A 12301-nucleotide genomic window follows, 5' to 3' on the forward strand; every position below is an offset into this window, starting at 1 on the left:
ACAGCAATAAAGTTGATAAATCATTAGCAAACATGGGGCATTAATTGAGACCAACTATGCGTTTACAGCAAAGCAGAAGTAATTCCCATTTATGAGACACTAATCAGAGGAAAGGTGGTGAAATTCGAACCAAAAACAATCAAATAAGTTGCATAAAGCGTATATGTCGGAATTTTAACCAAATGATAAACAACTGCTAGCCGATTCAATTTGGTCACAGGTTCTTTTCTGGAAGTGATAAACAAAAAAGCCCACCAAGTTAAACCTGGTGGGCTTTTGAATCAGTATGCAGCGTTATGCTGTTAGCTGTAAAAGATTATGATTTAGCGAGGCGATTCGCCGTCCAAACATAAAGTAATTCAAGCGCAATCGTCGCGCCAGCCAATGCGGTAATCTCACTTTGGTCGTACGCTGGAGAAACTTCTACAACGTCCATGCCAACCATATTGATGCCTTGCAGGCCACGGATGATTTTCAGAACTTTATCTGAATTCAAACCACCACACACTGGCGTGCCAGTACCCGGAGCAAAAGCAGGATCCAGACAATCGATATCAAACGTCAGATACACTGGCTTATCACCAACAATATCTTTCACTTGAGCAATGATCTCGTCCACACTCATGTCATTGGCTTGCATCGCATTAATGACGTTGAAGCCATGACCTTCTTGTTTGTACTCAGTACGAATGCCGATCTGCACCGAATGTTCTGGCGAGATAAGACCTTCGTTTGGTGCATGATAGAACATGGTGCCGTGGTCGTAACGGCTGCCTTGGTTGTAGGTGTCAGTATGTGCATCGAAGTGAATTAACGCCATCTCGCCATATTTTTTACCATACGCTCTTAGCAAAGGCAGTGTGATGAAGTGATCGCCCCCTAAACCTAGCAATGTTTTACCGCTGTTTAAAATCGCATCAGCAGCCGCTTCTAAGCGCTGAGTTAGGTCTTCTGCATCACCACAATCAAACACAAGATCGCCAGCATCAATTACCGAGGTATGTTCAAATACATTGAAGTCCCACGGGAATTTTTTGCCTTCCCACGCCAGGTTTACAGAAGCACGACGAATCGCATCAGGGCCCATGCGAGCACCCGGACGACCAGATGTCGCCATATCTAGCGGCGCACCCAACACCACTACATTAGCGTCGTTGTCAATTGGGTTTTGAACTAATGGACGACGCATAAACGTCATCGCATTTGAGTACAGCGAATAATCTGGTTTCGTAAATAGATCGTTCATTAAAAATCCTCAAGATAGGTGTAACCCATCAAGCCTTGCTCTAACTCTTCAAGTACACTTTGCTGCTCTTGCGATGGTACTTTAGCCGTTACCAATTCTTTGTAGTTCTGACGAATTAGGTCCATATCGATATGAACATAACGCATCATGTCTTCAACCGTGTCGCCTTCGTTGATGTAGTCGATGTTTGCTTCGCCGCTCTCATCAACATTCACCACAACACTGTGCGTGTCACCAAATAGGTTATGCATGTCACCCAAGATCTCTTGGTATGCGCCTACTAGGAAGAAGCCCATTAGGTATGGTTCATCTGGGTTCCATGCCGGTACTGGCAACGTAGTTTCAATGCCTTGACCATCAACATACTGGTCAATCGTACCGTCAGAGTCACAAGTGATGTCCAATACAACAGCACGACGCTCATCCGCATTGTCTAAACCGCTCAGTGGCAATACAGGGAACACCTGATCAATACCCCAAGCGTCTGGCAATGATTGGAACAACGAGAAGTTCACGAAGAACTTGTCCGCTAAACGCTCGCTCAGCTCATCCAAAATTGGACGGTGGTAACGGTTCTTAGTGCTCATGCGAGTGCTAAGCTCGTAGTTAATACGCAAAGACATTTGCTCTGCCCAAGCACGGTGCTGAAGATTGAGCATGCCTGTCGCAAATTGGTTGTGCGCTTCTGCAATATCGCTCTGAGTGTCGTTGTAGATCTCAATCAACGCACGGTCATCATTACCAGCATCGAGCTCTAAGAAGTTCTTCCACATGTTGTTTAGCAACATTGGAGCGTCTGCTTCTGGTGCTGTCATATCTTCCGGCGAGTAGCTTTCAGTACCAATCACATTGGTGATCAACACAGCATGGTGAGCAGTCAACGAGCGACCAGATTCTGAAATAATCACAGGCTGTGGCTGATTGTAGAGCTTACAAATATCCCCTACTGTCATCACGATGTTACGAGCGTACTCAAGCAAGCCGTAGTTCATTGAATTTGAAGATTGGCTACGTGTGCCGTCGTAATCGACAGCCAAACCGCCACCAACATCCAAGAACTTCAGTTGAGCTCCAATATCACGCAGTTCACAGTAGAAACGAGCCGCTTCACTCACACCATTACGCACATCACGAATGTTCGCCATTTGTGAACCAAGGTGGAAGTGCACGAGCTCTAGGACATCCAACTGGTCTTCAGCTTTCAAACGTTCGATAACAGTAAGCACTTGTGATGCAGACAGGCCAAACTTAGACTTCTCACCACCACTTGCTTGCCATTTACCCGCGCCTTGAGAAGCAAGACGAATACGTAAACCCAAACGAGGTTTCACGCCCAATGCTTTCGCTTCAGAAAGAACAAGATCAAGCTCAGACAGTTTCTCTAGAACGATAAAAACTTTGTGCCCTAGCTTCTCGCCAATCAGCGCAAGACGGATGTATTCTCTGTCTTTGTAACCGTTACACACGATCACAGAACTCGCTTTTTGAGCCAGCGCCAATACCGCTAATAGCTCAGGTTTGCTGCCCGCCTCTAGGCCTAGCTGCTTTTGCTCTAATTGAGCTTGGCTCGCTAAGATCTCATCAACCACTTCTTTTTGCTGGTTAACTTTAATCGGATAAACGAGTAGGTAACGATTGTCGTACTGATATTCGTCGATCGCTTGGTTGAATGCGTTACAGATATTGTGCACACGTTGATGCACGATTTGAGGAAAACGCACAAGAGCAGGTAAACCAATATTTCTTTGCTCTAACTGTTTTACGATCTTACTTAGAGGAACTTGATGATCCGTTTCGCTCGGTGAAACATACACCTCACCGTTGTCATCAATTCCATAAAAACCTTGGCTCCAGTGCTTTACATTATACTCAGCACGGATGCGTTCCAAATTAACCGAATTTTCCAATTCTAGAGACCTCACACTATAGGGCCATCGACAGAAGATACCTCTTTGGAATAGCGAGGTATAACCCAACAAAAAACGCTCGAAAACGATTTGTTGGCTGCATTAACCGATATTATTAAGAGTGAGTCCAACCATTGATATTTGTGGTTACGATTACGTTTTTTTATCGACAGATCGACTTAAAGTGACAGGTAAGGAATTACAAGGTTTTAGGCTAAAAATCAGGCTGGAGCGCATTAAATTTAAAGCACTTTCTAACAAAAAATCAGGTGAATAAAATAGCAATCACACCTAAAATTCCAAGTTAATTTGGTGATGTTAAGTCAGGGTTGTGACAAATATCGGCACTTCCCTGTCTGAGCTCTCGCTATCACCAAGATTGTCAGTATCCTGTTCTTCCATGCCTATTGATGAGTGTTAAATCATGTCCGAAATGTACACCACCTACGCAAAACAATACGACTCTGCTGCTCGCGATAATATTTATAATGCCCTGTTAGAACGCCCATCAACCATAGCCTTACTAGACGATGTGAAAGGACTCGATATTGTCGACCTTGGTTGCGGCTCAGGTATCTACGCACAGTGGTTTATCGACCAAGGTGCCAACAAAGTTACGTGCACCGATTTGTCTCAAGATATGGTTGACCTAGTGAACGGAAAACAAATCCCCAACGTGACCGCATACGCGCAAGATGCTGCTCTTGGTTTACCCAAGGAAGCTGATAACAGCGCTGATGTCATCGTGTGCCCATTGGTACTGCATTACATTGAAGATCTAAAACCTGTCTTTGATGACGTGTATCGCGTTTTGAAACTGGGTGGCTACATCGTATTTTCCACTCACCACCCATTTGCAGATTTTGAGTGCTCCCTTTCTGGTAACTACTTTGAGCGCGAATTCATTCAAGAAGAGTGGAGCACGGTCGGCACACCGGTTCAGGTAAGCTTCTACCGCCGTTCATTGACTGAGCTTTGCCAAGCTGTCAGCCAATCTAGCTTGCTGATTTCACAAATCACTGAAGGGACAATTGACGAGAAAGCCAAAGCCATCTCTGAAGAAACGTACGAGCGCCTATCGAAAAACGTTAACTTCATCTTTATGCGTTGCGAGAAAGTGTCTGCCTAACCCGCAAACAAATCGCGTGTGCCTTTAACTAAACCAAAGGCACACGATCATTTCTCTGCAACCCTGTCATTTCTTCCTCAAGACCAACCTCTCCGTTATTGCGCCCACTCACTTAATTGTCAGTTCATTGCACAAAAAATAAACTTTTCTTGTCCATATCTTGTATTCGATCCTAACTTCTTGTAATTTTAACTGACCAACCAATCGGTCAGCTTTCGAATTTAGGGGATACTATGAGCCATAATCTAGACCTTGAACCAAACACGTCGAGCACCAACGACATGGATCAAATATTCAATCGACAACAAGATCACTACCGCAACAACGTTAACCCAACGCTTGAGCAGAGAAGAAAAGACCTGTCTGTCTTGAAAGCATTATTAATGCGCCACCAACGGCAATTGATTGAAGCGGTATCTGAAGATTATGGCCACCGAGCAAAGCACGACAGCTTAATTGCTGATATCACCCCTTCTCTACACCAAATCAATTACAGTGATAAAAACCTAAAGAAATGGTTGAAGCCTTCACGTCGTAAAGCAGGTTTGATGTTAACCCCGGCTAAAATCACCGTTCACTATCAGCCAGTAGGTGTTGTCGGCATTATTGTTCCTTGGAACTTCCCGGTAATGCTCGCTTTGGGTCCTCTCATCACAGCATTAGCAGCAGGTAATACCGCGATGCTCAAAATGTCTGAGTTTACTCCTGCGACCAACCGTGTTTTAAAAGCAATGTTGGCCGAAGGCTTCAGTGAAGATCAAGTGGCGATCATCGAAGGTGAAGCCGATGTTTCAGCTAAGTTTAGCCAACTGCCGTTTGACCATATCCTTTTCACAGGTTCAACCGCTGTTGGCAAGCACGTAATGAAAGCCGCAGCTGATAACTTAACGCCTGTGACACTTGAGCTAGGCGGGAAATCTCCAACCATTATCGCTCCAGATTTCGATGTCGCTGACGCAGTTGAACGTATCCTATTTGCCAAGAGCTTAAACGCAGGTCAAATCTGTGTTGCGCCTGACTACATCTTACTGCCACGAGAGAAAGTCGATGCATTTATCACCGCTTACCAGCGCTACTTCAAGAAGCTCTATAAAGCGGGAATTGAGAGTAAAGACTTAACCTCAGTGGTTAACATGCGCCAGTACAATCGATTAAAAGGTGTAGTTGAAGATGCGAAGTCAAAAGGTGCTGTGATACATACAGTTACCGAGCAGGCACAAGACGACGTGAACCACAGAATGACACCGCACCTTCTCACCGAAGTGAATGATGATATGGTGGCAATGCAAGAAGAGTTGTTTGGTCCTGTGCTACCTATCGTGCCTTATGATTCAATTGAAGAAGCGATAAGCTACATCACCACCAGAGAACGTCCACTTGCGCTGTACCTAATGAGTCACGACAAGAAAACCCAAGACCGATTCCTATCGGATACACACTCTGGCGGTGTTTGTATCAATGACTCTTTGGTGCATGTGGCAGCGGAAGACGCACCGTTTGGTGGTATTGGCCCTTCAGGCATGGGACACTACCACGGTATTGAAGGCTTCAAGACCTTTAGCCATGCAAAAACCGTGTTGACTCGAGGCAAGATCAACTTCACTAAGTTGATGCACCCTCCATATAACAACCCAATCAAGAAAATGATGTTCAAAGTACTGAATCGATGATTACAAAAAGGCAAAAAATCCTAGATGCTGCGCTCCTACTCTTCTCTCAACAAGGGTTAGAGGGCACATCTACTGGGCAGATAGCGAAGACCGCAGGTGTAGCAAAAGCGACGCTGTTTCATCACTTTGAGAACAAATCTCTACTGATTGATGAACTGTTTCGTGAACTGAAAATAGAGCTATTTTCTACCCTTGACCAGCACACAGAAATCGCTGAACAAAACCGCTATCAAGCCTTTAAATTCATGTGGATGACAGGGATTGAGTGGGCATTAGAAAACCCTGTAGCCATGAAGTTCTTCACCAATGTTCATTTTGACCCAACAACTCAAACTCGTGAAGTCATTGTCTCGCAGATGTTCGCATCACTCGATGATATCATTTTGAAAGGACAAGAAGTCGGTGAGTTAATGGTGTTAGACATCAATCTTGTTAGGCATTTCATCCACAGCCACTTTTTGATCTGCGCGAACTGGCTAATCGAGCAGGACGAGTTATCGCAAGAGCAATCAGCCAAGTACATCAATGATAGCTTTGATATGTGTTGGCGAGCTGTCGGCGGACAAAACCTGTAATCTCCACACTCTTCGAAGCTCCTGCTTTCAAAGAATACTCTAAAGCGCCTCATGGTTATCTCTTGGTTATGTAGGCGCTTTAATTATTTGGATACATTTTAATCAGGTCACCATATTGACTTTAAGCACCCTCTTTCAGTAACATCCCACCATCATTTCAAAAGAGAATAACGCCATAATGAAGTACTAACATCCTGACATCCGATTTATTTTTATAAAAATCATTTGGACACTCGGGGTTAGTGGGCGTTACTTCGTCATCTATTTTCGCGACAAATCAAGTTCTTAAAGATCCGTCTTTTGACAAACTGAATCTTGCAGAACTGTACCTCAAAGACAGAAATCATCTCATCACAGGTTTTCTATTTTTGATTGGTCATCTACCTAAGTAACGTCTTTGGCGATCTATTGTTAGAGTCCTACATTGGAGTCTAGATAGAAAAGCGCCTCACCCCTTTTACTCGTTTACACGTAAAGGGAGGTATTTTTATGCCTACTATATTAGCCAATAATCTCTCATTTCAACTCGATACTGGTGAGTGGTTATTCAAAGACATCACCTTTAATTTGAGCACGCGCCTTACAGGCCTAGTTGGAAGAAATGGGGCTGGAAAGTCACTGCTACTTTCGTTACTCACTGGAAAAACACAGCCAACATCAGGCAGTGTTTCCAGACAAGGTTCGATCGGCTTTTACTCACAATTACCTTCAGAGCTGTTGGATAGCGAAATCAACATTGCTGACTTTTTAGGTATCACTGAAAAGCTCGATGCCTTGCAAGCCATCGAGCAAGGTAGCTGCGAACTTCAACACTTCAATATCGTTGGTGACGATTGGGATTTACAAGAAAGCACTCAACAACTTTTAGCTACGTTGAAAATAACCAGTGAGTTAACCACACCGTGCAACACATTAAGCGGTGGCCAACTTGCGCTCTTGCAACTTCATCGCTTATTTACATCGAATCACGACATTTTAATTCTCGATGAACCTTCCAACCATTTGGATAGCGACGGACGTAATTGGTTATTAGAGCAGTGCCAGTTGTTTGAAGGCAAAATACTAATCGTCAGTCACGACCGAAGCTTATTGAGACACATGGAAGGAATCTACTACCTCAACAGTTTGGGATTACGTTTCTACAAAGGAAACTACGATGATTACTTCAAACAAATGTCGAGCCAAAGTGAAGCATTGGACAAGCAGATTGCGTATCACCAATCCGAAAAGAAACGACTGGAGCGCCAAGCTCAAGCCAACAAAGAAAAAGCACAACAGCGAGAGGCGCAAGGAAACCGACTGAGAAAATCAGGCAGTCAGCCCAAGATCTTACTGGATGCGATGAAAGACAAAGCGGGACGAACACAAGCAGCGTCAGCTACTAGCCAAAGTAACTTAAAGGAGCAAAATCAAGATAAGCTTCAATCTCTTAAAGAACAAAAAGAGCAACTGAAACCGCAGGCCTTGTATCTACAACAGAGTAATAGTAAGAAAAAGAACGCGCTATTAACTGTTGAAGATTGCCGACTTGAATATGGGTCTGGTACTGCTATCAATTTTTCTCTGTCACAAGGTGAACGATGTTATCTAAGCGGCGCAAACGGCTGTGGTAAATCGACACTGTTGAAAGCGATTCACAACGAGCACTCGCACTACACTGGTACTATCAAACGCTTAGGATCTACTGTATACCTTGATCAACACTTTGGTTTGTTAGATACCCAGCACACTATGTTCGATAGCCTCATGACACATAGCTGCGGCATGACAGAAAGTGACGCACGGACATTGTTAGCAGGCATCGGCTTTAGGCGTGATTCTGTGTACCGCAAAGTCGCTCACCTGAGTGGTGGAGAGAAAATGAAACTAGCGATGTTGATTGTCAGCCATAAGCAAGACTCCCCATTACTGCTGCTTGATGAGCCAGACAATCATTTAGATATCGACTCAAAGCAGATATTGGCGTCAGCTTTGCGTGAATACCAAGGCGCGTTCATCTTAGTCAGTCATGATGCGGATTTTGTTGAGGAGGTCGGCGTCAGCCAAAATCACATACAGCTTTAAACTTCGTCAATTCGTTCAATGAGCTTAGTTAGGCGAGCATCGTTCCGGTGCTCGCCTTTCTCAGTTGAGACAAGTACACTACGCGCCTCGAACATCTATTCATAAGGCTAAGGTTTGCATACTCTAGAACAACTAAAATCAGGGCAACTTAAAGGTATTAAACGCTTAAAACTGTCAGAAGGTCTCACCGAGTTTCCACTAGAGATCTTAGAGCTCGCCGATTCACTAGAGATTCTGGATCTTTCAGGAAATCAGTTATCGGAGCTTCCACAAGAGTTAACACAGCTGACTAGCCTGCGTATTATCTTTGCGTCGAATAACCTATTTACGCACCTTCCTGATGTTCTCGGTTCGCTTCCTAAGCTTGAAATGGTTGGCTTTAAGACCAACCAAATCAAAACCGTGAGTGAAGAGTCTCTACCCGCTCAATTGCGCTGGTTAATTCTGACGGATAATGCCATCGAAGTTCTACCGAACTCACTGGGTGAAAGGCCACGACTGCAAAAACTGGCACTCGCAGGCAACCAACTTCGTACTTTACCTGAGAGTATGGAAAAGCTGTCCAACCTCGGACTGGTTCGATTGTCTGCAAACCAATTAACAGAATTTCCTGAGTTCCTTATTAAGCTTCCGAAACTGGCGTGGTTAGCCTTTGCGGGAAATCCATTTTGTAAACACCCTAGCAGCTTAGATAGCGTGCCAGCTGTGAGTTCTCAATGTTACTCAGTGAATCAAGTGCTTGGCCAAGGTGCATCAGGCGTGATATCTCATGCTAATTGGTTAAACAGTGATTTTGATTTCCCTCAGGAAGTGGCAGTTAAAGTATTCAAAGGCGAAGTAACAAGCGACGGCTACCCACATGATGAACTGGAAGCGTGTCTTCAAGCTGGTCACCATAGCAACTTAGTGAAGTCTATCGCTCAAGTGGACGAGCAAGATTACCTTGCGTTGGTAATGGAGCTTATCCCAAGCAGCTATTACAACCTAGGCTTGCCACCGACACTCGAGACTTGCACACGTGATACTTTCCCAGAAGGTTTCGAACTTCCAATCACGCAAATCGACAACATCGTTATTCAGATGATTGATGTATTTAATCACCTGCACGACAACAAGGTGTGCCACGGTGACTTGTATGCGCATAACACCCTAGTCAATGAGCAAGGCCAAATGATCTTTGGCGATTTTGGCGCAGCGACTATTTACGGTTACCTAACAGAAGAGCAGCAACAAGGCATTCGACGCATCGAAGCTCGCGCTCTCAAGTACTTTATTGAAGACCTATTAACGGTTTGCTCTACTGAAGAGATAGATTCAGAACTGTACAAGAAACTTGAAAACTATCACGCATAAGCGCTACCAAGCCTAAGTATTCAATCAAGGTTCGACAGAAATGAAAAAAGCTAACGTTTGACGTTAGCTTTTTTGCTTTTGGAGCTTGATGAATCAAATCAGACTTAACTGACTTCCACCTGAACAAGCTTAAGGTAAGAGTGAAGCTCTTGGTTTTTGTATTCCACCGCTGAGTGAATATTCAAGTCTTTACATGCAACCGCATCAAACTGGTAACGATTGTCACCTTTATTGATTTCAACGTGCAACAGCCCGCTTTTCAGCAGCCAATGACCTTGAGTTTCAAACCGATCAAACAAGCGGTATTCCGTTAGGCTACCATCCGAATGAAAGTGAACCTCAGTAATGTACCCTGCAGGGCAGCTTTTTACCCAAGTACGCCCTAAGACATCCTCTGCAACAAAGTGTCTTTTACTCTCGCACCACTTTAAATAATCGGCGCTCTCGCTCAGATCACTGTCTAAGTCGTGTTTATCCAGTAACTTTTGCTCTTGCTGTTCGCGGCAGTAAAGTTGAAGCAGTGCCTGTTGGTTATCACTCATTAATTGCCATCCCTAGCTAGTTAATCCAATCCAATAAGACTTAAGCTACCAACTCATAAGAGACAACATAAAGCTCAGAGATTCCAGGGTAGATGTCTTGAATCACGCCCTTCAGAACGTCTAACGTCATGTTTTCTTGCTGAGCATGGAACTCGCCCAGTTCATCAAACAAGATTGGCTCAACGCTGATGATCTTAAGATTACAGAACACACGTCCTTGCTCTAGCGTTGATACTTCCACAACGCTACCTGGCTGGTAATCGCGCTCTGATTCATCGCGAATGGTGATCGTCTTTTTGCCTGAAAGGATATCGGTTTCAAAACGCTCGAAGAACGTCATAGTGGTAGGTGCGGTCATTTATCTCTATCGCTTAACATTTAAAGGTTAGGTAGATGTTTATATACCAGAATGCTTGTTCAAGCGAATAAAAATTAAATGCGAGATGCGAGATGCGAGATGCGAGATGCGAGATGCGAGATGCGAGAGAATACGGAACAACCAAATTGCAGGCAATAAAAAAGGAGAACCGAAGTTCTCCTTTTCTTAAACCTTTAAGCTAACTCTAAATTATAGAGATGCTTTCGCTTTTTCAACTAGAACAGCAAATGCTGCTTTGTCGAATACTGCGATGTCAGCAAGAATCTTACGATCGATCTCGATAGATGCTTTCTTAAGACCGTTGATGAAACGGCTGTAAGATAGACCATTTTGACGAGATGCCGCGTTGATACGTGCAATCCAAAGTTGACGGAATTGACGTTTCTTGTTGCGACGGTCACGGTAAGCGTATTGACCAGCTTTGGTAACTGCTTGGAAAGCTACGCGGTAAACACGTGAACGTGCTCCGTAGTAACCTTTAGCTTGTTTTAGAACTTTCTTATGACGTGCACGAGCTTGTACACCACGTTTTACGCGAGGCATTATGCTTCTCCTAAACTAAACGAATTTATAAACTAAAAAGAATTAAGCGTATGGCATCATACGTAGAACTTGAGCAACTTCACATTTAGGAAGGATCGAGTTCGGACGTAGCTGACGCTTGTTCTTAGTAGTACGCTTAGTCAGGATGTGACGTTTACCAGCGTGCTTAAACTTAATACCACCAGCAGTTTTCTGGAAACGCTTAGCAGCACCTTTGTTGGTTTTCATCTTAGGCATGATGAATAACTCCGCATTGTTGAGTTGTTAATAACATAGTAATTAGGGCGAATAAAACCCCGCAACCTGAGGCTGCAGGGTTCAATTACTTGCAAAGCCGTTAATTACTTCTTTTTAGGGGCCAATACCATGATCATCTGGCGACCTTCAATTCTCGTTGGGAAAGATTCGACTACTGCAAATTCTTCAGTATCCGCTTTCAAACGATTAAGAACGTCAACACCGATGTCTTGGTGAGCCATTTCGCGGCCACGGAAGCGAATTGTTACCTTCACTTTGTTGCCGTCTTCTAGGAAACCAGTCAGGTTGCGTAGTTTTACCTGATAGTCTCCAATATCAGTTCCAGGACGGAATTTAACTTCCTTAATCTGAACCTGTTTTTGCTTCTTCTTCTGCTCTTTCGCAGCTTTGCTCTTCTCGAAGAGGAACTTACCGTAGTCCATCACACGACAAACTGGCGGCTCGGCGTTAGGGCTGATCTCTACAAGATCCATACCAGCTTCATTTGCAGCTTCCATCGCTTCAGCGATTGAAACTACACCAACAGCTTCGCCGTCAGCGCCAGTTAGACGCACTTCACGAACGCCACGAATGTCACCGTTTAAACGGTGCTGGTTTTGTTTGGCCGGTTGTTGGCCACGTCTTCCGCCTTTAAT

12 protein-coding genes are annotated in these 12301 nt (G+C 44.2%); 5 read left to right on the plus strand and 7 right to left on the minus strand.

Annotation, left to right across the window (positions count from 1 at the left end):
- Positions 1 to 316: 316 nt before the first annotated feature.
- Positions 317 to 1246 carry an agmatinase gene (gene speB / locus L0992_09545; protein ID XGB65967.1) on the minus strand — a complete coding sequence of 310 codons (930 nt, stop codon included), beginning with the start codon at positions 1244 to 1246 and terminating at the stop codon, positions 317 to 319.
- Positions 1246 to 3135: an arginine decarboxylase gene (speA, locus tag L0992_09550; protein XGB68717.1), complete on the minus strand. Its 1890-nt coding sequence runs from the start codon at positions 3133 to 3135 to the stop codon at positions 1246 to 1248. The genes speB and speA overlap by 1 nt, the downstream gene beginning before the upstream one ends.
- 442 nt (positions 3136 to 3577) lie before the next feature.
- Between speA and L0992_09555 the strand changes: the two genes are divergently transcribed.
- The 5 genes from L0992_09555 to L0992_09575 all read left to right on the plus strand — a co-directional run bounded on the left by L0992_09555 (position 3578) and on the right by L0992_09575 (position 9944).
- The gene (locus L0992_09555; protein XGB65968.1) at positions 3578 to 4282 is read left to right on the plus strand and encodes a class I SAM-dependent methyltransferase; all 705 of its coding nucleotides are present in this window, start codon (positions 3578 to 3580) and stop codon (positions 4280 to 4282) included.
- A 233-nt stretch (positions 4283 to 4515) separates the two neighbouring features.
- Positions 4516 to 5952 (plus strand): coniferyl aldehyde dehydrogenase, encoded by a 1437-nt coding sequence (locus L0992_09560; GenBank protein ID XGB65969.1) that lies wholly within the window; start codon positions 4516 to 4518, stop codon positions 5950 to 5952.
- Positions 5949 to 6527, plus strand: a complete 579-nt coding sequence (locus tag L0992_09565; GenBank protein ID XGB65970.1) for a TetR/AcrR family transcriptional regulator — start codon at positions 5949 to 5951, stop codon at positions 6525 to 6527. Before L0992_09560 ends, L0992_09565 begins: the two co-directional genes overlap by 4 nt.
- Before the next feature lie 489 nt (positions 6528 to 7016).
- Complete coding sequence (locus L0992_09570) at positions 7017 to 8591, plus strand: ATP-binding cassette domain-containing protein (GenBank protein ID XGB65971.1); 1575 nt, start codon at positions 7017 to 7019, stop codon at positions 8589 to 8591.
- A 114-nt stretch (positions 8592 to 8705) separates the two neighbouring features.
- Entirely contained in the window at positions 8706 to 9944 is a 1239-nt protein-coding gene (locus L0992_09575; GenBank protein XGB65972.1) for a leucine-rich repeat-containing serine/threonine-protein kinase, read from the plus strand.
- Between the two features lie 104 nt (positions 9945 to 10048).
- Here L0992_09575 and L0992_09580 read toward each other — a convergent pair whose 3' ends face one another.
- The 5 genes from L0992_09580 to infC all read right to left on the minus strand — a co-directional run bounded on the left by L0992_09580 (position 10049) and on the right by infC (position 12301).
- A complete protein-coding gene (locus L0992_09580) occupies positions 10049 to 10486 on the minus strand; it encodes a hypothetical protein (GenBank protein ID XGB65973.1) in 438 nt (145 codons plus the stop codon).
- A 40-nt stretch (positions 10487 to 10526) separates the two neighbouring features.
- The gene (gene yqfB / locus L0992_09585) at positions 10527 to 10844 is read right to left on the minus strand and encodes a N(4)-acetylcytidine aminohydrolase (GenBank protein XGB65974.1); all 318 of its coding nucleotides are present in this window, start codon (positions 10842 to 10844) and stop codon (positions 10527 to 10529) included.
- Between the two features lie 210 nt (positions 10845 to 11054).
- Positions 11055 to 11408, minus strand: coding sequence for a 50S ribosomal protein L20 (rplT, locus tag L0992_09590; GenBank protein XGB65975.1), 354 nt, complete (start codon positions 11406 to 11408; stop codon positions 11055 to 11057).
- Between the two features lie 42 nt (positions 11409 to 11450).
- Positions 11451 to 11645, minus strand: a complete 195-nt coding sequence (gene rpmI, locus L0992_09595) for a 50S ribosomal protein L35 (protein XGB65976.1) — start codon at positions 11643 to 11645, stop codon at positions 11451 to 11453.
- Positions 11646 to 11749: 104 nt separating this feature from the next.
- Positions 11750 to 12301 (minus strand): translation initiation factor IF-3, encoded by a 552-nt coding sequence (infC, locus tag L0992_09600; protein XGB68718.1) that lies wholly within the window; start codon positions 12299 to 12301, stop codon positions 11750 to 11752.

This window comes from Vibrio pomeroyi (assembly GCA_041879425.1).
GTDB classification, from domain to species: domain Bacteria; phylum Pseudomonadota; class Gammaproteobacteria; order Enterobacterales; family Vibrionaceae; genus Vibrio; species Vibrio pomeroyi_A.